This window comes from Dactylosporangium sp. CA-233914 (assembly GCF_050942935.1).
In the GTDB taxonomy this organism is placed as follows: domain Bacteria; phylum Actinomycetota; class Actinomycetes; order Mycobacteriales; family Micromonosporaceae; genus Dactylosporangium.
Map to the genome: position 1 here is coordinate 12,776,509 of NZ_CP192030.1, position 22,272 is coordinate 12,798,780.

The following is a 22,272-nucleotide window of genomic DNA, read 5'->3' on the forward strand; positions in this document are numbered from 1 at the left end:
AGCACTTTTACGGCTCCCGAACATGATCCAGACACCGTTCTTCAAGTTCGCTTAAATCTCTTTATTGATCGACTCGCCGGGCGGCCGAGCGCTCAACACCGATCCGGACCGGGCATTTGCCCGATTTGTCAGCACCCTGCCGCACACCGCGGACGCATTCAGAAAGACCGTAATCACTCAACTCCGAAACGTGACCGCACGATTTTTTGAAAACTCCATTAAGTGGCCGTTAGGGATTCTTTCGGGGAGCCTTCGTTCGATCTCCAAGGCACCATTGATCACATCGTTCGGACCCGCACAACCCGCGCGACCCGGCACCCCACCAGCCTCGTACACATGTGCTATCCACAGGCTGTGGATAGCACATGTGTACGACGACGTTCGGCCTGGTCAGATCCGGTAGACGGCACAGCGTCCGGCCCGGAAGACGAGGGTCGCGTAGCGGGGCAGGTCCGGCGACGGGGGCATGATGTCGTCCTCGGTGAAGAGCCACCGGACGTGGTAGCGCTCGCGCAGCACGCCGATGGTGGCCGGCGACGGGTCGGCGAAGGCGGCGTCGTTGTCGGCCAGGATCTGCGGGTGCCAGTAGGCGGTGTGCTCCTGCGGCACGCCCTGCAGCGCCTCCTGGTCGTGCGCCTCGGCGGTGTAGGCCCAGGACTCGACCAGGACCCGGCGCTCGCTGTAGGCGGCGATGCCGAAGTGCCGGCGGTCGCAGGCGGAGCGGCCGCGACGGCCCTCGTAGGCGCAGTGCATGTTGGTGGCCACGAGGTCGTTTGGGTCCGAATGGTCCCGCAGCCAGCGGCCGGCCTCGAGGGTGCCCTCGGTGACCACCGGCCACAGGTCGGCGCGGTCGTGCCAGCCGTTGTCGGCGCCGTCCTGCACGGCGTAGGCGATCTGGCGCACGGCGGTGGGCGCGGTCGCGCCGAGCAGGAACACCACGACCAGGCCGTAGGCGAGCGGGGTGCGCGCCCGCCGGGCGAGCAGCAGCCCGGCGAGCGTGGCCAGGCCGAGCACCGCCCACGGCCAGACCAGGTCGAGGGTGACGGCGGCGGCGCGGCGCTGCGGGCCGATGACGGGGACCTCGCCGCCGTCGGCGAGACGGATCAGGCAGACGAGGACCGCGCCGCCGGCGAACGCCAGGATGATCGCGAAACGTCGCGATCGATCCGAGAGAGCGGACACCAGGCCCCAGGTGGCCAGCGCGGCCAGGTACGGGCGGGCGCCCTGCAGGAAGAAGCCCTCGGCCTGCCCGCCCGAGTGGCCGAACAGGACCAGGATCGCGAAGCCCGCCAGGCCCAGGCCCAGCAGGAGCACGGCGTCGGGGGCAAGCAGGCGGCGGCGCAGGCCGAGGGCGCCGCCCCAGATCGCCGCCCAGCCGAGCAGCGTCAGGGCGAGGAGGACGATCAGGCGGTACAGCCGCGGATCCTCGGTGTAGTGCGTGCTCACCCCCGCCGGGTTGCGGCGCATCGCGTCCAGCGCGCCCAGCCCCAGGCCCTGGCTCTCCCCGCCGAACAGCACGAGCTGCGCGAAGACCAGCCAGCCGGCCACTACCGCCAGCGCGGCCGCCGCGACGCGGTGCAGGCGGCGGTGCAGCACGGCGTGCACGGCGAGGACCAGCAGCAGGCCGGCGAACAGCGTGGGCAGGAAGCTGGCCTTGGCGCCCGTCACCGCGGCCGGCAGCAGCAGGAAGGCGATCCGGCGCCGGCGGTCGGCGGCGTGCTCGCGCAGCAGGTCGAGCAGGACCAGCATCAGCGGCACGAACAGCAGCGCCCCGAACGTCTGGGTCGGGCTCGTCCACAGGGTGAGGCGGATGTTGGAGCCGTCGTCGGTCGCGTTGAAGCCGTAGTCGCGGTAGAAGAGGTCCTGCACCCAGCCGTACGGGTCCGGGGCGAGCGCGAGGAACGCGGTCAGCGCGGTCACCGCCCCGGCCGCCCACGACCCGCCGACCCGCCGCCCGACCGCCGCGACCGCCACCACCAGCGCGAAGATCACCGGGAGCATGGACAGCCGGGTGACCAGCACGTAGGGCTCGATGCCGGTGGCCCAGCCGGCGGCGGCCATGTCGGCGTAGGCGAACCAGTGGTAATAGATCGGCTCGCTGGTCACCCACGGCGTGACCAGGCCCATGTGGTGCTTGAGCTCGCCGACCAGCGCCAGGTGGAACGGCACGTCGATGTCGGGCTTGCCGTAGCTGGGCCAGCCGAAGCCGTGGTGGCGGTAGTAGAGCGTGCTCCAGAACAGCAGCACCAGCGCGACCGCGGCGAGCGTCCACGAGTGCCAGACCGGGGCGCGGTCGCCGCGGCTCGCGCGCCAGTACCGCCGCAGCCCCCGCACCCCCGCGAACGCCGCCAGGATCGCGCCCGGCACCGCGAGCACGGCCAGCGGGGCCCCGAGCGCGCGGGCGGGCACGTAGGCGAGCACCTCGACGCCGTAGCCGACCGCGGTGCCGACGGCGAGGTCCTCGCCGAGCCCGCGGGAGCCGCGGTGGATCAGCCGCCACAGCAGCATCCCGGGCAGGGTGACCGCGAGCCCCACGTATCCGGCGAACGTCAGGAAGGTGGGCAGCGCGACGCCGTACGCGTGCAGCACCGCCGCGGCCGCCGCGAACACCACCCCGGCCGGCCACCACCCCGACCGCCACACCCCCCGCCCGGAGCGCGGGGCCCGCTCAGCTCGCGTGTCCGATCCGTCCCGTTCCGCCAGGCGTGTCAGGGCCATGACCCGCTTTCCTACCGGCCCCGGCGCACCGCCGCCCCGCGAACCGGGGGAGATTCACCCGTGCGGATCTCAAACCCGCGCTGGCGGGCGGCGACCCGGCGCAGGACGGCCTTGAACGCCGCGTACGCCTCCGCGCCGACGTCGGCGGCGTGCCCGCCCTCGATCTCGGCGAGGATCGCCTCCGAGCGGCGCAGCTGGTCCAGGCCCCGCTCGGTCGGCACGACGAGCTTGGCCCGGCGGTCCTGCGGGTCCGGGCGGCGCTGGACGTATCCCAGCGCCTCCAGCTCGTCGATGAGCGTGCCGATCACCTGCTTGTGCTGGCCCGACGCGTAGGCCAGCTCGGTGGCGCGGCTGCCCTGCGGGTCGAGGTAGGCCAGCACCGCGCCGTGGCGGGGGCGCAGGTCCGGGTGGCCCTGCTCGGCCAGGCGGCGGAACAGCTCGCGCTGCAGGGCGAAGAGCACCTGCGCGCTGAGCATGCCGAGATCGGGATCTTTGGTCACCGAGCACGACTATAGGCCGTTTTAAGGTTTGCTTTGGTGCGCCCGGACCGGGCGGCGACGCCGATACGATGCCGACCGTGGCGCATACCGAGACGGCGACCGGGTCGCCGTGGTGGCGGGCGAGGCGGACCTGGGTGATCGCCGGGGCCGGTGTGCTCGTGGCCGGGGCCGCGAGCGTGGCCCTGGTGGCGCAGGCGTCCGGGGCGGCCTGCGCGGCCGTGGTCGGCGCCACATCGGGGCAGGCGACCTACTACGCGGCCGACGGCGGCGGGAACTGCTCGTTCGACAAGGTGGCCGATCCGCTGGTGGTGGCGCTGGGTAACGCCGAGTACCAGGCCGGGGCGGCGTGCGGCGGATACCTCGACGTCAAGGGGCCGAAGGGGACCGTCCGCGTGAAGATCACCGACCGCTGCCCCGAGTGCGCCGCCGGGCACATCGACCTCAGCCGCCAGGCGTTCGCCCGGATCGGCGCGATCGACGACGGGATCATCAAGGTCTCCTACAGCCAGGTCACCAACCCGCCGGTGCCCGGGCCGATGACGGTCCGGGTGAAGGAGGGCTCGTCGCGATACTGGCTGGCGCTGCGCTTCGACAACACCGGCAACCCGCTCGCGAGCGCCGAGGTCCAGTCCGGCGGCTCGTGGCGGGCGCTGGCCCGGACCGACTACAACTACTGGATCGCCGAGAGCGGGGCCGGCAACGGGCCGTTCACCGTGCGGGTCACCGACACCGCCGGGCGCCGGAGCACGCTCAGCGGCGTCACGCTCAGCGTCGGGACGCTCCAGAAGCCCGGGGCCACCGCGGGCGGGACGACCGCGGCGCGGACCTCCGGCCCGGCCCGCACGTCCGCGCCCGCCGCGAGCCGCCCGGCGGAGGCGACCACGGCCGCCCTGGCCGTGGTCAGCGAGCCGCCGGTGGAGGAGCCGACGGCGTCGCCGCCGCAGAGTCCGGGCGCGCCTACGGCGCGGCGGTGCTGAGCAGGCGGCGGGCCTCGTCGGCGTACTCGGCGTCGACCAGGATCAGGTAGTCGTCGGCCTGCAGCGTGCTGGTGGACGTGAAGTCCCGCCGCCCGCCGGTCATGGCGTGCGCGATCGCGCCGAAGACGGCGCCCCACACCACGCCGGCGACGAGGCCGAACACGACGACCTTCCACCATGCGCTGACGGCGAAGATGCCGAGCAGCACGCCGATGAGCAGACCGAACCAGGCGCCGGAGCCGGCCCCGGCCAGAGCCGCGCGAGGGGTGGTGAGGCGGCCGAGGATGCGCTCGACCAGCCTTACGTTCTCGCCGACGATGGTCACATGGGAGACCGGGAACTCGGCGTCGGAAAGCCGGTCCACGGCTCGCTGGGCCCCCTCGTACTGGGGATAGGTGGCCACGGCCTCGGCGGGTGGGCCAGAGTGCAGATCGATGGGCATGACGCGTACTCCTTCCGGCGTCCTGGCCCTTTGAGCGTGGCCCGGCCGGTGAAAAAATCGCGTCGCCTTCAGGAGGTGAAGAGCCGCTAAGCCCCCAGGGCGGCGCAGGACGCGTCCAGGGTGGCGGCGCGCAGCTCGTCCTGCGGGGCGTCGGTGAACATGATCGTGCAGTCGCCCATGCCGCCGACGGCCACGGCGGCCCGGGTCTGCTCGGCCAGGGTCGGGTTCGGCCCGTAGAGCAGGCTCGTCAGGCGGCGCCGCCAGCCGTCGACCTCGACGGCCAGGTTGAGGTGGGCCAGGACACTCGGGTCCTGCATGACCATCGCCGTGATGGCGCGGTGGCGGTACGTCACGTCGAAGTAGGCCCCGAGCAGCTTGCGGGGGTCGCGCTCGCCGCCGGCCTCCAGCCCCACCAGGAGCTCCTCGACGTCGTCGACCAGGGGCTGGACGAGCCCGCGCAGCAGCTCCTCGCGCGAGGCGAAGTGGTAGTACAGCGCCGGCTTCGTGATCCCCACCCGCTCGGCGATCTCGCGCAAGCTGGCCTGCTGCACGCCCTTCTGGGCGATCAGCTCCAGCGCGGCGGCGCGGATGCGTTCGGCGGTCTCGCTCGTCCTCGGTCTCGGCACCCCTCCGAGTGTAGTTGACTTACCGGGCGGTAAGGATTTACCGTCCGGTAGGTAAGTAAACCTGCGAGGGGGAGGTTCACCATGCGAGTGCTCATCTCGGGGGCGAGCATCGCCGGCCCGACGCTGGCGTACTGGCTGCACAGAGCCGGGTTCGAGGTGACCGTCGTGGAGCGGACGGCATCGCTGCGCACCGGCGACGGCGGGCAGGCCGTCGACCTGCTCGGGCCGGCGGTCGAGGTGGTCGAGCGGATGGGGCTCGGCGCGCAGGTGCGCCGCCACCGCACGACGACGGACGTGATGACCCTGGTCCGGCCGGGGCGGGGGGACGTGAGCATCCACGGGGCCGAGCTGCTGGCCGGCGTCTCGGACCGGCACGTCGAGATCCTGCGCGGCGACCTGGCGCGGGTCCTGCACGCGGCGACGGCGGAGGATGTGGAGTACCGCTTCGCAAAGACGATCACGGCGATCGAGGACACCGCGGTGACGTTCTCCGACGGCGCCCGTGAGCACTTCGACCTCGTCGTCGGCGCCGACGGCCTGCACTCGGGCGTGCGCCGGCTGATCTTCGGCGACGAGCGGGGCTACCGCCACTTCCTGGGGGCATACCTCGCGGTCTACTCCCTGCCCGACTTCCTCGGCCTCGACGGGCGGGTCCTGTCGTACAACACCGTGGACCGGGCCGTGGCGCTCTACCCCACCAAGCGCCCGGGCCAGGCGCGGGCGGTGTTCCTGATCCGCAACCCCGAGCTCGACTACGACCACCGCGACGCCGCGGCCCAGCGTGCCCTGCTGCGCACCCTGGCGGGCGGCCTGGGCTGGGAGGTTCCGACCCTGCTGACACACCTGGACGCGGCCGGCGACTTCTACTTCGACTCGATCAGCCAGATCCGCCTCGGGTCCTACTCCCGCGGCCGGGTCACCCTGGCCGGCGACGCGGGCTACGGGCCGGGCCCGGCGGTCGGCGGCGGCAGCAGCCTGGCCCTGGTCGGTGCCTACGTCCTGGCCGCCGAGCTCGCGGCCGCGGGCGGCGAGCACACCGTGGCCTTCCCCGCGTACGAGGCGGCGATGGCCACCCCGATCGCGGCGAGCCGTCGCATCGGCCCAGCGGTGCTCGCGACGCTGATCCCGCGCGGCCCCGCCCAGGTGTGGACGATGGCCCAGGCCCTGCGGGTGCTCCCCCACCTGCCTCTCCCGCTGCGGCGCAGGCTGACGTCCTTCGGCGGCGGCCCGGCCGCGATGCTCGACGGCGTCGACCTGCGCCCCTTCCCCGGCACCGCCCGCCTCCAGCAGCGAGTTCCCGGTGCCTGAGCAGGGCGCTGCCACGCGCCCGGCCTACGGAAGCTTGTCCTGGTACTCCTGCAGCGCGCGCCGCGCGAACACCTGCTGGAACGTGGCGACCCGCTCGGAGCGCCCGCGGCCGATGAAGCTCACGAACCAGTGCAGCACCGCGGTGACCCGGTTCTTGAAGCCGACCAGGTAGAGCAGGTGCACGACGAGCCAGAGCAGCCAGCCGAGCAGCCCGGCGAAGTGGAACTTCCCGACGCTCGCCACGGCCGAGAAGCGCGAGATCGTGGCGAGGCTGCCCTTGTCGAAGTACTTGAACGGCTGCCCGGCCGGCTCCCCGGCGAGCCGCTTGCGGATCTGCCCGGCCGCGTGCCGGCCGCTCTGGATCGCGACCTGAGCGACGCCCGGCAGCTGCTCCAGCGCCATCATGTCGCCGACGGCGTAGATCTCCGGATGCCCGGGGACGGTGGTGTCGGGGTTGACCTTGAGCCGCCCGGCGCGGTCGGTCTCCGCCCCGGTCGCCTGGGCCAGCTGCACCGACAGTGCGGGCGCGGCCACGCCGGCCGCCCAGATCTTCGTCGCCGACTCGATGCGCCGCCGCCCGTTGACGGTCTCGACGTCGATGCCGTTGGCGTCGACGTCGACCACCTTCGTGCTCAGCTCCACCTCGACGCCGAGCTTGTGCAGCTGCCGCAGCGCCTGGGTGGACAGGTGGTCACCGAACGTCGACAGCACCGTCGGCAGCGCGTCGACGAGGATGATGCGCGCCTGGCGCGGGTCGATGTTGTGGTACTGCCCCGGCAGGTGCCGGTGCGCGAGCTCGGCGATCTGCCCGGCCATCTCGACGCCGGTCGGCCCGGCCCCGACGACCACGAAGGTCAGCAGCCGCTCGACGACGGCCGGGTCGGTCTCGATCTCGGCGAGCTCGAACGCGCCGAAGATCCGCCCGCGCAGCTCCAGCGCGTCGTCGATGCTCTTCATGCCCGGCGCGAACTCGGCGAACTCGTTCTTGCCGAAGTAGGACTGCGAGGCGCCGGCGGCCACGATCAGCGAGTCGTACTCCACGCTGTAGGCGACCCCGGGGGCGACCGCGTCGACCCGTTTGGCGGCGGGGTCGATGCGCGTGACGGTCCCGAGCAGCGTCTTGACGTTCTTCTGCCGTTTGAGGACCTCACGGATCGGCGGCGCGATCTCCCCCTCCGACAGGATGCCGGTCGCCACCTGGTAGAGCAGCGGCTGGAACAGGTGGTAGGCGGTCCCGTTGATGAGGGTGATGTCGACCGGCACGTTCTTGAGCGCCTTGGTCGCGAACAGTCCCCCGAACCCGGCGCCGACGACGACCACCCGGTGCCGCTGCTGTGCACGCTCTTCCATGTGCATCTCCCGATGGGGCAGTGGATCGTGCGATTCAAGTACACCACTGCCGGGGCCAGGCGGCGGTGTGTCCTGCGCTACCCGTGGTTCGGGAGGAGCCCGCGGACGTAGGCCGCCTGCCCCGCGTGCTGCACGTCGTCGTCGAGCACGCTGACCAGCCGCACGCCGAGCGACACCGGCGGGTCCCAGCGCTCGTCGACGATCCGGTCCAGGTCCTCCTCCTTGAGCTGGGCCACGAACGCGTGGGTTCGTTCGTGGACGGCTTCGAAGTACGAAAGCAGCGCCTTCGCCGACTCCGGCCGCACGCCCGCGACCCGCTGCGGGGTGTGCCCGTAGCCGGTGTCGTGCGCTCGCGCCTCGAGCCCGAACCCCTTGGCGAAGTCGCCGGTGACCCACAGCTGCTGGGCCCCGTCGAGCAGCTCGGTGATGTGGTCGTCCTGCACCCGGGTGAGGTGCCAGACCAGCCAGCCGATCGAGTTCGCCCCCGGACCCGGCGCCCAGTGCAGCTGGTCCGCGCTCAGCCCCTCGACGGCCCCGCGCACCAGGTCGGGCAGCCGCCCGTACCCCTCGACCAGCAACTCGTTCACGCGCATCGCCTTGCATCCCTTCTCGCGACCGTCTCCCGGGTATCCTTACCCAACCGTCGCGCCGGGTCACTTCTCGTTGAGCACCGTGTACATCTGCTCGGGCATGGCGATCACCTGGGTGCCGGTCGGGGCGGTGGCGGTGACCGGGCGGCCGAAGTCGGTGAGCGTCACCGTGGTGTCGGTGGCGGGTTCGGTACCGTACGCCGGCGCGCTGACCCTGATCGAGTTCAGGTAGCCCTCGGCGTCGACGGACGCGCCGAACGGCACCGCCTTGGCCTTGTCGCCGAGCTGCTTGGCCAGCTCCTCGTCGTAGAAGATGCCGGTCGAGGACTTGGTCAGGTCGATCGTGCCCGTGTAGAGCGTGCCGTCGGCGTGCTTGACGTTCGTGACGCCGGCGACGATGCCCTGCACGTCGATCGGGTCCTTGGCGTCCAGCAGGCCGACGGCGCCCGTGAGCTTCGCCGGGTCGGCCTTGAGCCAGTACTTCGACAGGTCCACCCCGCCGGTGGCCGGCAGGCCCGTAATTTTCAGGAAGAACGCGCCGCCGGTGGTGATGCTCTCGAACGTGAGCTTGTTGCTCTCGTCGAGGGCGACGCTCATCGTGGCCGTCGAGGCGGCGGCCTTGGGATCGGCGGCGCCCTCGATGGTTCCGCCGGCGCCGGGGTCCTCGGCCCGGAAGTGGTATGTCGTCGCGCTGCTCTTGGCTGCGGCGGCGGCCAGCTGTGGCCCCGCGTCCACCACCGCCGGGCTGCTCGGCGCGCTGACGGTGGTAGCCGACTTTTCGGTCTTGTCGGCGCACGACGTCATGAGGGCGGTCGCCGCGACCACCAGGATCAGGCATTTTCCGCTTCGCACGGTCCGTACGCTATGCCAGGAGGGCGCCTGTTTTCCGCCGATTTGCGAAAATACCTCATCATGTACTTACACTTGACATCATCTATGTGAGCGATAACACTCGGCAGCACCCTCGGGCTGGAACTCGCTCCGCCACGGTTCCGGCTCGTGTTGTGAGCGTTAACAAACCGATGAGAGGGGCTCACCGCCATGCGCCTGTCCAGACTCCTCGCCGGGGCCGCCTCCGCGGTGCTCGGCCTCGCGGCGCTGGTCGCCGTGCCCGGCACCGCGGAGGCGGCCGGCACGCTGCCGTGCGACATCTACGCGAGCGGCGGCACCCCGTGCGTCGCCGCGCACAGCACCACCCGGGCGCTGTTCGGCTCGTACAACGGCTCGCTGTACCAGGTGCGCCGCTGGTCCGACGGCGCGACGTCCAACATCGGCGTGCTGAGCGCCGGCGGCTACGCGAACGCGGCGGCGCAGGACTCGTTCTGCTCGGGCACGTACTGCACGATCGTGCGCATCTACGACCAGACGTCCCGCCACAACGACCTGACGATCGCACCCGGCGGCGGCGCCAACCCGACGGCCGACCAGGGTGCCAACGCGGCCGCGCTGCCGGTGACGGCGGGCGGGCACAAGGTGTACGGCATCTACATGTCCGCGGGCAACGGCTACCGCAACAACAGCACCAACGGCGTCGCCACCGGCAGTCAGCCCGAGGGCATGTACATGGTCACCGAGGGCACCCACTACAACGACCGGTGCTGCTTCGACTACGGCAACGCCGAGACCAACAACATGGACACCGGCAACGGCGACATGGACGCCATCTACTTCGGCTCCCTGTGCTGGTTCTCCCCGTGCGCGGCCGGCCCGCGCGTGGCCGCCGACCTGGAGAACGGCCTCTTCGCCGGCGGCAACGGCTCGTGGACGGCGAACACCGGCCGCAGCAGCGCGTTCGTGACCGCGATGCTCAAGAACAACGGCACCACGACGTACGCCATCAAGGACGGCAATGCCCAGTCGGGCAGCCTGGCGACCCGCTACAACGGCTCCCTGCCGACCCAGTCCGGCTACATGCCGATGACCAAGCAGGGCGCGATCATCCTCGGCATCGGCGGCGACAACAGCAACGGCTCGGTCGGCTCCTTCTTCGAGGGCGTCATGACCAGCGGCTACCCCAGTGACGCCACCGAGAACTCGGTGCAGGCCAACATCGTCTCGGTCGGCTACAGCAAGAGCGTGGCGTTCCCGGTGAACGGCGCGACGTACCGCCTGACCAACCTGGCCAGCGGCAAGGTCCTGGACGCCGTCAACTGCGGCACCGCCAACGGCACCGGTATCCAGATCTGGCAGAACCTGAGCAACAGCTGCCAGCAGTGGCGCTTCAACAGCGTCGGCGCCAACAAGTGGACGATCACCAACGTCAACGCCAACAAGGTCCTGGACGCGGTCAACTGCGGCCTGGCCCTGGGCACGGCCACCAACCTGTGGCAGTCCCTGGGCAACACCTGCCAGCAGTGGGCCGTGATCCCGGCGGGCAACGGCCGCTACGAGATCGTGGTCGAGAACAGCGGCATGGTCCTGGACGACCAGAACTGCGGCACGGCCAACGGCACCAAGGTCCAGATGTGGATGTGGCTGAACAACACCTGCCAGCTCTGGTCCTTCAGCTCGTAACGCCACCGGACAGGTCGGGGGTGCCGAGCGGCGAGCCCGGCGCCCCCGATCCGGGTCAGGAGCGTTCGAAGATCCAGATGCCGAACGGTCCCTTGCGAGGCGGGCGTCCCGAGCCGCGAGTGCGAGCTCCCGGAATGGTGATGGCCGCCGTCAGGACGAAGCCGACCAGGGCGACGATCGCCACCGGCCGCCCGGTCGAGACGTCGTACGGCGTCTGCGGGTTGACCCAGTCACTGCGGTCCACCACCACGGTCACCACGTCGCCGACCCGGTAATCGTCGTCGAAGGTCGTCACCTGCCCGGCAATCGAGCGGTGTCGCGAGTCCTCCAGGGTGTAGTGGTTCCCGTTCCGGCCGTGGTTGACGTCCGTCACGATCGCGTCGACCTCGTCGCCGTGCCAGGACAGGGTCAGCGAATGCGTCGCCATGGCCGTGCAGGTCACGAACACGCCTGCGGCCAGGAAGGTAGCGATCTGGCCCCAGCCGTTGGACCAGACCAGCTGCTGGCCCACGACGAACGCGGCCACGAGCAGCAGCACCACCAGGACCATCGGCACGTTGGCCGGCAGCCGGACGAACTGCAGCGCCACGGCGCCGAGCGCCGCCAGCACGTAGAGGCCCAGGATCACGGCTGACTTCGTCGCGACGGTACGCGGCCGGTGCACGCCGCCAACGGTAGGGGGCCCGATCAAGGCCGGGATCGCGCCGCCCCGGGCGCTGATTGCCGCGCCGGTACCGATAACGCTATTGTTATGACGTGACGCCGCGGGAATGGGTCGTCGAGTTTCATCCAGAGTGTGAGAAGTGGGCCGACGGGCTGGAGCAGGCGGACGCCGAGGCGCTGCTGGCGGCGATCCGGATACTGCGGGATCAGGGGCCGGCGCTGGGGCGGCCGCTGGTGGACGTGGTCGAAAGCAGTCGGCACGCCAACATGAAGGAGCTGCGGCCCGGGTCGACGGGGCGCACCGAGATCCGGGTGCTGTTCGCGTTCGACCTGCGGCGACAGGCGATTCTACTGCTGGGCGGGGACAAGAGCGGCCGCTGGTCGGGTTGGTACGAGGCGAACGTTCCGATCGCGGATCAGCGGTTCAGTGAACATCAGGCGGCACTTGCCGTACAACGTCGGCTGCGGGCGGGTCGAGCCGGTGGGCGTGCGCCGGGATCGAGCGGGAGGGGAAGGCGATGAGCCTGAAGGACTGGGAGGCCCGGGTTCTGGCCGCCGAGGGCGCGGCGGCACGCGTGTCCGAAGTGGAGGAGGAGCTGCGGCTCGCGGCCGGGCTTACCGCGCTGCGGGAGCGGGCCGGGCTCAGCCAGGCCGAGGTCGCGGCGCGGATCGGCGTGTCGCAGCCTCGCGTGGCCGCGATCGAACGGTCCTCGAACGTCACCGTCGATCTGCTCGAGCGATACGTCGGCGCGCTCGTGCCCGGCGGCAGCCTGGAGATCGTGGTCGTGCAGGGACGGCGCCGGTTCCCGATCCTGAGCGCGGGCCGGGCGACGCCGAGCGGCGCGGCGGGCGCGGTCCGGAAGGTCGCGGCGGCGGCCCGGCGGACGAGCGCCGGCCGCAAGGCGGTCCCGGCGGCGAAGGCGGCGCGGCGCAAGGCGTCCTGAGAAAAACGGCGGTGCGGCCCCCGGGGAAGGACCGGGGGCCGCACCGAGCATGAGGGAACTCAGAGCAGGGCGAGTGCGGGGATGAACTTGTTGGCGTCGATCGTGCCCCAGCCCGTGCTCAGGTCGTAGCCGGGCGTCGCCGGGAAGCCTGTCACGCCCGCGAAGCTGTTGTCGCCCGAGGTCACGTCGACCAGGCCGGTCGGCAGGTGAGTGTGCGTGCTGCCGGCGCCCAGCAGGTACAGCGCCGCGTTGATGTCGCCCAGGCGGCGGCCCGCCTGCTGGTCGGCCAGCGCCACGATGCCCGCGAAGATCGGGGTCGCCTCGCTGGTGCCGCCGAAGATGTGCCACGGCGAGTCGGCGCCCACGAACGAGTAGTACACCCACGCCCCACCGTCGACGGCGGCGCTCATCGAGATGTCGGGCGTGCCGCGGTGGTTGCCGACGACCGAGCGGACGCCGGCCTGGAACAGTGGGCGCGGGAAGACGTGCGACAGGCCGCCACCGCCCGCGCCGTGGCCGTCGTTCCACACGACGTCGGCCGAGACGCGCTTGCCGGAGTTGTCGAGGTTGAGCTGCGTGCCGCCGATCGAGGTCACCAGCGGGTCCGCGGAGGGCCAGGAGTTGACCTGGTACGGGTACAGGTCCTCCCCGTTCTCCTGGTAGTCCGTCGCGCCGGCGTCGCCGGAGGCGGCCAGGACCGTCACGCCGTGCAGGGCGGCGTCGGTGTAGGCGTACCGCAGCTTCTGGATCGAGGAGAAGTCGCCCTTGTCGAAGCCCGGGAACGTGTTCTCGGTCGCCCCGAAGCTCTGCGAGATCACGTCCCCGACGCCCTTGTCGATGAGAGCCTTCTCGGCGTTCATCATCTCGGGCAGGCCGGTGACACCCTCGGTCTCGGCGACCGGGGTCTCCACGAGCACGATCTTCGCGTCGGGGGCGATCGCGTGGGCGTACTCGACGTCGAGCGTCGTCTCCTGGGCCCAGCCGACGTGGTCGGCGTTGTTCGGGTCGAACGGCGGGACGTCGCCGGCCTTGACGACCTGGACAGTCGTGTTCGGCAGGCCGAACTGCGCGTCGAAGACCTCGAGGTCGTGCTGGATCGTGGGCGAGCCGAACGAGTCGACGATCACGATCGTGCGGCCCTTGCCCGTGATCCCGTGGGCGTACAGCGGGTTGAGGTTGTACGCCGTGCGGTACTGCAGCGGCGAGTAGCAGTGGATGCCGATCTGCGCGAGGCAGTCGGACGTGGACAGCGGCGCGGTCCGGGAGACCTTTTCGACATGCCCGGTGATCGCCGGGCGGAGCTTGAACGCGGGCGCCGCGGCCGAGGCCGCCGCCGGCGTGGCCACCGCGGCGAGGCCGGCCACTGTGGTGGTCACGACCGTCGCGACGGCGGCCCGGGACACGATCGAGATGAGCTTCATCGGCACCTCTCGTGCAGGCCAACATGGACCCACCCATCGGAACCGGCGAATGCCCGTCATGACATCGGGCAGAACCCTTTTCGTCACCCTTTCGAGACGCTCTTGGCCTTCCGAAACGGACATTCGCCCGGAATAATCCGGCCACCATCACGTGACGATGTCTAGACGGCGATCCGCTCGCAGGCCGCGACCGGCCCGTTCGCGAGCCGGATCACGGCGCGCTGGTCGTGCGCCCGCCGATCGACCCGCACGGTGTAGACGAGCGTCTGGCCCGCGCCGATGTACTGCGGGTGCAGCCGGAAGAAGCTCTCGTTGCTCCCCGGCGCCGGCCAGTCCACGAGCGCGAGCGGCATCTCGTCCGGCGGCACGTAGTCGGCCCTCGGTTCGCGGCAGGTCCGGTCGTACGGCAGGAAGTTCACGTCCGCCCGCACGCCGAACGCGGCGAGGCGCTGCCGCAGCCCGTCCGGGTCCCGGTAGTCGAAGATCGACACCCGGACCGAGCCGTCGACGTCGCGCTCGACGGCGTACGCGGGCCGATTGAGCTGCACCAGCGTCACGGCCCCCGCGGCGACCGCGACCGCGGCCGCGGCCCCGATCGTGACCGCTGCGTGGCGGCGCCTCTTGCGGGCCGGCCGCCGCTCGGCCACGACCAGCTGGAGCTCCTCCAGCAGCCGCTCCTCGAACCCCTGCTCACGCGTAACCATGTGCGCCTCCCGCGGCGAAGATGAAGGAGACCTTCTTGCGCGCGCGGTGCAGGCGCACGCGGGCCGCGATCGGGGAGATGCCCAGCGCGGCGGCGGCCTCGGCCGTGGACAGCCCGTCGACGGCGACGAGCTCGATGAGCCGGCGGGTGCCCTCGGGGACCCCGTCCAGCGCCTGGTACACGCGCCGCGCCGCGCTTTCGGCGTCGATGCGCTCTTCGATGCGCGCGATGTCGGCCGGCTCCAGCAGCCGCCGCCCGGCGATGCGCCGCCCGGCCGCGCTCTCCCGCCGCGCCCGCCGCCGCTCGGCCGCGACCACATGGTGTGCGACGCCGAAGATCCAGGCGATCTCGCTGCCGCGCTCGGGCCGGTACGTGTGCGCCGAGTCGATGACGGCGAGGAACACGTCGGCGGTGAGGTCGGCCGCGGTGTACGGGTCGTCGACCCGCCGGGCCACGAACCGGCTCACCTCGCCGACGTGCCGCCGGTAGAACGCCTCGAACGCCTCCGGACTTCCAGTGAACTCAGGTGTCACTTCACCTCCCAAGTACTTGTCCTTCCACCAAGTACTTGGCTCCCGCCGCCCCGAGCGTTACCGCAGCACGGCCGGGTCGACGAACTCCTTCGGCGCCTGGGTGCGGAACTCCGGCTCCTCCTGCGGGTCCCACTCCTCCTCGGCCTCGCCGACCCGCTCGGCGGCCGCGAAGAACACGTCCTCGATCCCGCGCAGCCCCGCGACCGCGGCGGTCAGGTCCCGGTCGCGCACGAACCGCGCCCCGTCCGGCCCGACCTCGAGCACCGCGAGCCAGCCCTTGGCGGCGGGGTCGAGCAGCTGCCCGCCGGTCTCCGCCCAGAACAGCACCTCGCCGGGCGCGCTCGGCGCGGCGGCCGCGAGCGCGAGCAGCGCCGGCTGCGTGTCCCATTCGCTGTAGCCGACGTCGAACAGGTACACCTGCAGCGCCTCGTCCTCGTGGCGCACGATGGTCAGGGTCGGCCGCTTGCCGCACGAGCCCTCGACCCGCTCGGCGAGCCACTCCCGCACGGTGAGCCCGCGACCGGCCTTGCTCCACCCTTTCCCGGCGGCCTTGCCGTCCCAGAACCACCCGGCGAACATCTCATCGATGTTCGCGATGGCCTCGCGGCCCGGGACCGGCGCGTCGAGCCAGCGCTCGAACGCGTCCCGCCCCATCGGCAGCCGCGCCGCTACCAGGAAACTGTCCGACACGAAGCCCCTCCTCAGGGTGTCCACTCCCGTCCGAACCAGCGCCGAAACCGATCGCTGCCGAACGCGCACTTGTCAGTGACCGAATAAACGGCGGATGCCGGGCCCGTGTGGGAAACGGGCCCGGCATCCGGGTGTTGCTCAGGAACAGGATCAGACGAGGAGGTTCCAGCCCGACCACTGGCCGTTACCGGCGTTCCAGTACTTCTCCCGGTACTGGCCGTCGGCCAGGGAGTAGATCTCGATGTTGCGGTTGTTCGGGTTGTACAGCACCGTCGGGTCGCCCGCCGGGCCGGAGCCCAGGTCGTTCCAGCCCGACCACTGGCCGTTGCTGGAGTTCCAGTACTTCTCGGCGGTCGACGTGCCCGTGGCGACGTAGATCTCGATGTTGCGGTTGTTCGGGTTGTAGATGACCGTCGGGACGCCCGAGAGGGTGCCGCCGAAGTCGAGCCAGTCCGACCACTGGCCGTTGCCCGCGTTCCAGTACTTCTCGGTCAGCTTGCCGGCCGAGTTGCCGTAGATCTCGATGTTGCGGTTGTTCGGGTTGTACAGCACCGTCGGCTCGCCGGTGAGCGTGCCGCCGAAGTCGTTCCAGCCCGACCACTGGCCGTTGCTGGAGTTCCAGTAGCGCTCGGCAAGGTGCCCATTGGTGTTGATGTAGATCTCGACGTTGCGGTTGTTCGGGTTGTAGAGCACCGTCGGGTCGGCCGACAGGCTGCCGCCGAAGTCGACCCAGGGCGACCACTGGCCGTTGCGGGAGTTCCAGTACTTCTCGACCAGGTTGCCGCTGGTGCCGCGGGCGTAGATCTCCACGTTGCCGTTGTTCTGGTTGTAGAAGACCTTCGGGCTGCCCTGGATGCCCGCACCGAAGTCGGCCCAGTCCGACCACCCGTTGCTGGCGTTCCAGTACTTCTCCACCAGGTGCCCGCCGGCGTTGGCGTAGATCTCCACGTTGTGGTTGCCCGGGTTGTAGAAGACCGCGGGGTCACCGGTCAGCTTGATCGTCGTCTCCGCGTCGTTGCCGTACGGGTCGGTGTCGAACGCGCCGAAGTCGTTCCAGCCGGACCACTGGCCGTTGCCCGCGTTCCAGTACTTCTCGGCGAGATTGCCACCGTTGATGCCGTAGATCTCGATGTTGCGGTTGTTCGGGTTGTACAGCACCTGCGGCTTCGACGTCATCGGCGCCGAGCCCGTGACGCACGACTGCGCGGCGTTGGACCAGGTGCCCTGCACCGGGAACGTGTTCGCGCCGAACTTCACGTTGGCGGCACCGCCCGGCTTGCCGGGGGCGATCCAGGCGCAGAAGCCCTGGGTGGCGCCGACGAGGTTGAGGTTCTCGTCGTAGAACGGGGTGAACCAGCCGCCGGAGGCCGGCACTTGCGCCGAGGGGGACGGCCAGTACGGGAACGGGCTGGTCACCGTGTTCTGGAACTGCGCACCCGCGATGATGGACACGCCGTCCAGGTTGCCCGCGCTGCCGCTGTTGACCCAGTTTGCGCCGCAGTTGACGCCGGCGTCCGGAAGGTAGGGCAGGAAGGTGAAGGCGACGTTGCCGTACGACGAGCTCACCGGGCCACCCGGGAGGCCGGCGTCACCGTTGTAGCTGTGCCAGGCGCAGAAGCTGTCGCCCGCGGGGCTCCAGCCGTCGGGCCGGGAGCCGGACGGGGAGACGATGATGTACTGCGTATTCTTGTTCGACGCTGTGGCCGTGTTGCCGAAGTGCTGGGCGGCGTTGATCGCCTCCTGGGCGATCGCGCGCCCGTCCGCCGAGTCGCTGACCGGGGCGGAGTTGTCGTACCAGACGCCGCTGAGGACGCCGCCCGTCGGATACGGGATGTGCGCCGCGTTGGCCGGGCACGACTTGTCGCCGGCGGACACGCCCTGGCAGTACTGCTGGATGCTCTGCGACCAGTTCTCGTTTTGAGTGCCGATGCCCCGGTAGAACTCCTGCAGGCGCGGGGCCATGCCCGCGGTGTCGCCGGAATACGTGTGGTTGCCGTTTCCGTCAACCGCTTCGCTGCCCCACTGCGAGCCCCAGAAGACGACGTACACCTTGGGCTGGTCGGTTACGACGCCCACGTTGGAGGAGCCGGGGTAGGGGGTGCCGCCGAAGTACGTCATATCGTCGAAGTAGACGGCGTCGCCGGCCGCGCTCGCCTTGACCTCCGCCTTGGCGGTCGCGGAGAGCGTCGTGACGACCCCGTTGCGATACTTGTGGTCCTTCGTGACCGCGGCCACCGCGGCCGCATTGCCGGCGTCGTGTGCGTCGCTTTCGGCGGCCTGCGCCGGGCTCGTGAAGGCCGTGGCCACCACACTTCCGGACAGGAGGCCGGCGGCAAGGACAGCTGCCCTGACGCGGCGTGGTTTGTGCATGCTCTGCTCACCTCGGGGGTAGGTGCTTGGACCACGGCTGCCCGCCGTGGCCGGACATAGACAACGAGGTGTGCCGAAAGCACCGAAATCCCTGGCAACGCCCCGTCGTCGCTTGGTATTGCGCGGCAAGTCGCTGTTCTGCCGCTGATGTTTGGGCCTTCACGTTCACGCAAAGCCCCGGAGCAGTTGAGCTCCGGCGCGGACATGAATGCTTTTCTCAGAAGGCCTGCTGGACGCTAACAGATCGCGACGCCCCGCGCAGCCCCTTCAATCGGGCCGTAAGTCAGTTCCTTCATCGCACCGATCACGCGCTTACGGCAAATCGCCCGTAGCGACCATTCCCATGACGGACCGCGATTGCGCGATCACCACCAGCCCCAATACGGCACGCCGGCGAGAACCGAAGAGTGAACAGCTCAGCCGGTCGAACGCGCCTCCGCGAAAACGACGGGATACGCGGGGTGACGTCTTGTAGAAGTTTCGTGGAGACCCACCAAAACGGACAATGCGCACCCGCCGCCCCCAGGTGCGCTGCCGATCGCGCAATACACAATGCGCGCATGCCTGCGGAGATTCACCCGGTTCATCGGCCGCGAACGACCACCATCTCCCGCTTTTCACGGTGTTTCCCGAACAAATCGCCCAGTTCGCCGCGCCGCCGGACCGAACCGTGCGCGCGGCGGCGAATCTAACCGGCGATCGGCGCGGAGGCGGCGGGCGCCGGCGCGACGGCGGTTCGGGACGCCTGCGTGGCGAGCCGGCGGATCGCGCGTTCGGCGAACAGCAGCGGGATGATGCCGAAGACCCCGAACGACATGTCGATGAGCTGCCACCACCAAGGGATCCCGCGGACACTGCCGGCTATCAGGGCGAGGGGAACGATGGCCACGCAGGCGATCATCCCGAAGTGAACGACCCAGATGTTGCGCAGCGGATCCCGGATCGGACCCCAGAACGCGACGGCGATGACCAGGTGGGCGAAGGCCAGCCAGTCCGTGCCGTACGCCATGAACGGATAGTCCCGGTTGGTCGCGGCGATACCGTGATGTACCCGATCGATCCACTCCACGAGCACGGGAAGATGCTCGGGCGCCGGCGACCAGCCGGCGTGCAGCAGCCGCACGAGCAGAGCGCTCTCGGCCTCGAGTGGAAACGCGGTGACGCCGCTGACGACGAGTCCGAACACGAACAGGACCAGCCAGACGCGAACGCGGGTAAGGGTGCCCACGGCCGGAGCGTAATCCGGCCGGCCGGCGATCTGAACGGGCGAGCGACCGATCTCCATGAGATCTTCACCGCGGCCGCGCCCGGCGTTGATGCGGACACGGACAGACGCCGCCGGTCGGGCGGCGTCTGTCCGGACGGTTACGGACGGCCGTAGCCGTACAGCGTGTCGATGTCGATCGGTGCGACCTTCACGACCGTGCGGCTGTTGGGCGCGTGAATGATCTGGTTGTTGCCGATGTAGATGCCGACGTGCCCGAGGCCGTTGTAGAACACCAGATCGCCCGGGGCCAGCTGACTGCGGGTGATGTGGCGAACCGTGTTGTACTGCTCGGCGGCGTTGTGCGGCAATGTGACGCCGGCCGCCTTCCAGGCCATCATGGTCAGGCCGGAGCAGTCGAACGAGTTCGGCCCCGCCGCGCCCCAGACGTAAGGCTTGCCGAGCTGGGCCCACGCGTAGCTGACCGCCTTGCCCGCCGCGCCGGAGACGGCCGGCGGCGACCCGGGGTTCGTGGTGGTCTTCGTGGTCGTGGTCGTGGTCTTGGCCGCGGCCGCCGCCGCGTTGGCCTTGCGCTGCATCTCGTCGAGCCGGGCGATGTCGCCCTCGATCTGCTTGCGACGCGTCTCCAGGTCCGTCTTCTGCCGGGTCTGCGCCGCCAGTACCTCGTTGAGGCGCCGCTTCTCGGCGTCGTACGTGCCCTTCGCCGCGGTGTACGTGGCGATGTCCTGCCGCTGGCTGCGGGAGATCTGCTCCAGCGTGCCGACCCGGTCGACGAACCCGTCCGAGGAACTGGCCCCCAGCATCAGCGACCAGGTACGCAGATTGTTGCCGGTCTTGTACGCGCTGACCGCGATCTGCTCGGCGCTGGCCTGGCCCGCGTCCATGCTGGCCTGCAGCGGCTGCAGGCCGGCCTCCAGCTTCGTGATCGCGGCCTGCGTCGCGGCCAGGTCACCGTTGGTCTTGTTGTACTGCTCGACGATGAGCTCGACTTCCTTGTTGCCCTTGTCGATCTGGGCCTGAAGCTCGGCGGGCGTCGGGTCGGCGTGCGCGGCGCACGCCGGACCGATCACGGCCGCGGCCGTCAGCCCGACAAGCAACGAGCGCAGCGCCGTTCGTCCGTTGAACACGGCAGCGTCCTTCTTCGCGGACCGCCTACCGGGTTAGCTGACGGGTTCGGGCGAGAAGAAGGTGCGCCCTACCGTGGCCGTCACGCGCTGTGCAGGTTGCCCAGCGCCCGTACACGGATTCACCCCAGGGGCGAGCCGGTCCAGCGCTCACCCGGATGGGTCCCCGGCTCCCGCGTCGAAGCCTGCGAGCAGGCCCGACACACGACTCGGCGGCACCTGACCGGGCCACCCAGGCTGGGCGACGCTTGCCGGCAGGCTGCCACCAAACGTAACGAATGCATCTCGGCGACGGAACCGCACCGCCGCGATCTAAGCGACACTTAACGCAGACTCAAGAATCGATCGTCCAACCTTCGTCCGTCCTGGCGCCGGCCGCGACCGCCGCGCGGAGGCCCACTCGCGAACCCGTTGAGTCGGGGTTTAAGAAAATTAAGATCAACAGCTTGAAGGATCAAGATACTCAAGGTACAACTTGATATATGACGGAGCGGGCGATGGACTGGCAGGAACTTACGAACCTGACCCGGGGCCAGCCGTTCGTCGTCGAGCGGGTGCGCCTGGCCAGCGGCGTGGCGATCGAGGGGGAGTTCGAGCCCCCGCAACTGGGTCAGCTCAGCCTTGAGGACCAGGTGTTCGTCACGGCGTTCGTCCGGTGCCACGGTTCCATCAAGGAGATGGAGCGGATCTTCGGGGTGAGCTACCCGACGATCAAGTCACGACTCAACCGGATCGCCCAGGCGCTCGACTTCGTCGAGACCGATCCGGCGCCGTCGCGGGCCGACGTCATCGACCGGCTGCGCCGCGGCGAGATCAACGCCCAGCAGGCATTGCGCGAATTGGAGGGTCGCACATGATGCCGCAACTGCTGACCGTACGGGTGAAGCGCCCGGCCGGTCGCCCTATCCGGATCTGGGTGCCGGTGCTTCCCGTACTACTCGTCCTGGCACCGGTGGTGGTTCTGGCGACAGCCGTCGCGGCGGTCGCGTGCCTGGTGTACCGGATCAGTTTGCTGCGGGCGCTCGGCACGGGGTGGCGGATCATGTCCGCTCTCCCCGGCACCCGGTTCGACATCGAGCAGGGTCGCACGGCCGTGCTCGTGAGCATCAGATAGAGGCTCGGAAAGAGGAGAGGTGCACAGTGAACGAAGAGCGCAAAGAGATCCTGCAGATGCTCGCCGAAGGGAAGATCACCACGGACGAGGCGGACCAGCTCATCGAGGCTCTCGAACGGGTCCAGCCCGTGCCGGTGGCCGCGGGCTCGGACGTACGGCCGAAGGGAAAGCCGAAGTATCTACGGGTGATGGTGGACGCCAACGACGACGGCACCCCGAGCCGGGTCAACATCCGGGTGCCGCTGCAACTGCTCCGGGCCGGCGTGCGGCTCGCCGCGCTGATTCCGCCGCAGGCGCTCGGACAGGCCAACGCGGAACTCGCGAGGTCGGGCGTGCCGTTCGACCTGACCCAGCTCAAGCCCGAGCAGCTCGAGGAGCTCATCGAGCAACTGGACGACATGACGGTCGAGGTCGACCAACTCGACACCCAGGTCCGCGTCTTTTGCGAGTAGATGCCGTC

The 22,272-nt window shown here is 70.2% G+C and carries 23 protein-coding genes and 1 riboswitch; of the genes, 8 read left to right on the forward strand and 15 right to left on the reverse strand.

Annotated elements, in window-relative coordinates; genetic code table 11:
- Positions 1–390: 390 nt before the first annotated feature.
- On the reverse strand, positions 391–2,718 hold the full coding sequence (locus ACQPY0_RS57215; protein ID WP_432981783.1) for a hypothetical protein: 2,328 nt from the start codon (positions 2,716–2,718) through the stop codon (positions 391–393).
- An 11-nt stretch (positions 2,719–2,729) separates the two neighbouring features.
- The gene (locus tag ACQPY0_RS57220) at positions 2,730–3,218 is read right to left on the reverse strand and encodes a MarR family winged helix-turn-helix transcriptional regulator (RefSeq protein ID WP_432981786.1); all 489 of its coding nucleotides are present in this window, start codon (positions 3,216–3,218) and stop codon (positions 2,730–2,732) included.
- A gap of 77 nt (positions 3,219–3,295) precedes the next feature.
- Here ACQPY0_RS57220 and ACQPY0_RS57225 point away from each other — a divergent pair, with 77 nt between their 5' ends.
- Complete coding sequence (locus ACQPY0_RS57225) at positions 3,296–4,195, forward strand: expansin EXLX1 family cellulose-binding protein (RefSeq protein WP_432981789.1); 900 nt, start codon at positions 3,296–3,298, stop codon at positions 4,193–4,195.
- Here the strand turns inward: ACQPY0_RS57225 and ACQPY0_RS57230 are convergent.
- Both ACQPY0_RS57230 and ACQPY0_RS57235 read right to left on the reverse strand, forming a co-directional pair.
- On the reverse strand, positions 4,176–4,637 hold the full coding sequence (locus ACQPY0_RS57230) for a general stress protein (RefSeq protein ID WP_432981792.1): 462 nt from the start codon (positions 4,635–4,637) through the stop codon (positions 4,176–4,178). The genes ACQPY0_RS57225 and ACQPY0_RS57230 overlap by 20 nt on opposite strands.
- A gap of 86 nt (positions 4,638–4,723) precedes the next feature.
- Entirely contained in the window at positions 4,724–5,263 is a 540-nt protein-coding gene (locus tag ACQPY0_RS57235) for a TetR/AcrR family transcriptional regulator (protein ID WP_432981795.1), read from the reverse strand.
- A gap of 81 nt (positions 5,264–5,344) precedes the next feature.
- Between ACQPY0_RS57235 and ACQPY0_RS57240 the strand changes: the two genes are divergently transcribed.
- Entirely contained in the window at positions 5,345–6,571 is a 1,227-nt protein-coding gene (locus tag ACQPY0_RS57240; RefSeq protein WP_432981798.1) for an FAD-dependent monooxygenase, read from the forward strand.
- A 24-nt stretch (positions 6,572–6,595) separates the two neighbouring features.
- Here ACQPY0_RS57240 and ACQPY0_RS57245 read toward each other — a convergent pair whose 3' ends face one another.
- The 3 genes from ACQPY0_RS57245 to ACQPY0_RS57255 all read right to left on the reverse strand — a co-directional run bounded on the left by ACQPY0_RS57245 (position 6,596) and on the right by ACQPY0_RS57255 (position 9,363).
- Positions 6,596–7,921 (reverse strand): NAD(P)/FAD-dependent oxidoreductase, encoded by a 1,326-nt coding sequence (locus ACQPY0_RS57245; protein ID WP_432981801.1) that lies wholly within the window; start codon positions 7,919–7,921, stop codon positions 6,596–6,598.
- Between the two features lie 77 nt (positions 7,922–7,998).
- Positions 7,999–8,514: a mycothiol transferase gene (locus ACQPY0_RS57250; RefSeq protein WP_432981804.1), complete on the reverse strand. Its 516-nt coding sequence runs from the start codon at positions 8,512–8,514 to the stop codon at positions 7,999–8,001.
- A gap of 60 nt (positions 8,515–8,574) precedes the next feature.
- Positions 8,575–9,363 carry a hypothetical protein gene (locus tag ACQPY0_RS57255; protein ID WP_432981807.1) on the reverse strand — a complete coding sequence of 263 codons (789 nt, stop codon included), beginning with the start codon at positions 9,361–9,363 and terminating at the stop codon, positions 8,575–8,577.
- A 189-nt stretch (positions 9,364–9,552) separates the two neighbouring features.
- Between ACQPY0_RS57255 and ACQPY0_RS57260 the strand changes: the two genes are divergently transcribed.
- Positions 9,553–11,025, forward strand: coding sequence for an arabinofuranosidase catalytic domain-containing protein (locus tag ACQPY0_RS57260; RefSeq protein ID WP_432981810.1), 1,473 nt, complete (start codon positions 9,553–9,555; stop codon positions 11,023–11,025).
- Between the two features lie 55 nt (positions 11,026–11,080).
- On the opposite strand, the gene ACQPY0_RS57265 is transcribed toward ACQPY0_RS57260, so the two are convergent.
- Positions 11,081–11,689 (reverse strand): hypothetical protein, encoded by a 609-nt coding sequence (locus ACQPY0_RS57265; RefSeq protein WP_432981812.1) that lies wholly within the window; start codon positions 11,687–11,689, stop codon positions 11,081–11,083.
- A 92-nt stretch (positions 11,690–11,781) separates the two neighbouring features.
- Here ACQPY0_RS57265 and ACQPY0_RS57270 point away from each other — a divergent pair, with 92 nt between their 5' ends.
- Together ACQPY0_RS57270 and ACQPY0_RS57275 are read left to right on the forward strand one after the other, a co-directional pair.
- A complete protein-coding gene (locus tag ACQPY0_RS57270; RefSeq protein WP_432981815.1) occupies positions 11,782–12,210 on the forward strand; it encodes a type II toxin-antitoxin system RelE/ParE family toxin in 429 nt (142 codons plus the stop codon).
- The gene (locus ACQPY0_RS57275; RefSeq protein WP_432981818.1) at positions 12,207–12,632 is read left to right on the forward strand and encodes a helix-turn-helix domain-containing protein; all 426 of its coding nucleotides are present in this window, start codon (positions 12,207–12,209) and stop codon (positions 12,630–12,632) included. Before ACQPY0_RS57270 ends, ACQPY0_RS57275 begins: the two co-directional genes overlap by 4 nt.
- Positions 12,633–12,691: 59 nt before the next feature.
- Here the strand turns inward: ACQPY0_RS57275 and ACQPY0_RS57280 are convergent, their stop codons facing one another.
- The 7 genes from ACQPY0_RS57280 to ACQPY0_RS57310 form a co-directional block, all read right to left on the reverse strand.
- On the reverse strand, positions 12,692–14,053 hold the full coding sequence (locus ACQPY0_RS57280) for a S53 family peptidase (protein WP_432981821.1): 1,362 nt from the start codon (positions 14,051–14,053) through the stop codon (positions 12,692–12,694).
- Between the two features lie 161 nt (positions 14,054–14,214).
- Complete coding sequence (locus ACQPY0_RS57285) at positions 14,215–14,757, reverse strand: hypothetical protein (RefSeq protein WP_432981824.1); 543 nt, start codon at positions 14,755–14,757, stop codon at positions 14,215–14,217.
- Positions 14,744–15,289, reverse strand: a complete 546-nt coding sequence (locus ACQPY0_RS57290) for an RNA polymerase sigma factor (protein ID WP_432981827.1) — start codon at positions 15,287–15,289, stop codon at positions 14,744–14,746. Before ACQPY0_RS57290 ends, ACQPY0_RS57285 begins: the two co-directional genes overlap by 14 nt.
- 57 nt (positions 15,290–15,346) lie before the next feature.
- A complete protein-coding gene (locus ACQPY0_RS57295) occupies positions 15,347–15,979 on the reverse strand; it encodes a hypothetical protein (RefSeq protein WP_432981830.1) in 633 nt (210 codons plus the stop codon).
- A gap of 150 nt (positions 15,980–16,129) precedes the next feature.
- Complete coding sequence (locus ACQPY0_RS57300; protein WP_432981833.1) at positions 16,130–18,349, reverse strand: hypothetical protein; 2,220 nt, start codon at positions 18,347–18,349, stop codon at positions 16,130–16,132.
- Between the two features lie 688 nt (positions 18,350–19,037).
- A complete protein-coding gene (locus ACQPY0_RS57305; protein WP_432981835.1) occupies positions 19,038–19,577 on the reverse strand; it encodes a hypothetical protein in 540 nt (179 codons plus the stop codon).
- A 137-nt stretch (positions 19,578–19,714) separates the two neighbouring features.
- Complete coding sequence (locus ACQPY0_RS57310) at positions 19,715–20,701, reverse strand: NlpC/P60 family protein (protein WP_432981838.1); 987 nt, start codon at positions 20,699–20,701, stop codon at positions 19,715–19,717.
- A 7-nt stretch (positions 20,702–20,708) separates the two neighbouring features.
- A riboswitch (cyclic di-AMP (ydaO/yuaA leader) is annotated at positions 20,709–20,898 on the reverse strand.
- Between the two features lie 282 nt (positions 20,899–21,180).
- Here ACQPY0_RS57310 and ACQPY0_RS57315 point away from each other — a divergent pair.
- Genes ACQPY0_RS57315 through ACQPY0_RS57325 form a run of 3 tightly spaced genes read left to right on the forward strand, consistent with a single transcriptional unit; the run spans position 21,181 to position 22,264 of the window.
- Positions 21,181–21,555, forward strand: coding sequence for a DUF2089 domain-containing protein (locus ACQPY0_RS57315; protein WP_432981841.1), 375 nt, complete (start codon positions 21,181–21,183; stop codon positions 21,553–21,555).
- Complete coding sequence (locus ACQPY0_RS57320) at positions 21,555–21,812, forward strand: hypothetical protein (RefSeq protein WP_432981844.1); 258 nt, start codon at positions 21,555–21,557, stop codon at positions 21,810–21,812. The genes ACQPY0_RS57315 and ACQPY0_RS57320 overlap by 1 nt, the downstream gene beginning before the upstream one ends.
- A 26-nt stretch (positions 21,813–21,838) precedes the next feature.
- Positions 21,839–22,264, forward strand: coding sequence for an SHOCT-like domain-containing protein (locus ACQPY0_RS57325; protein WP_432981847.1), 426 nt, complete (start codon positions 21,839–21,841; stop codon positions 22,262–22,264).
- The last annotated feature ends 8 nt before the right edge of the window (positions 22,265–22,272 follow it).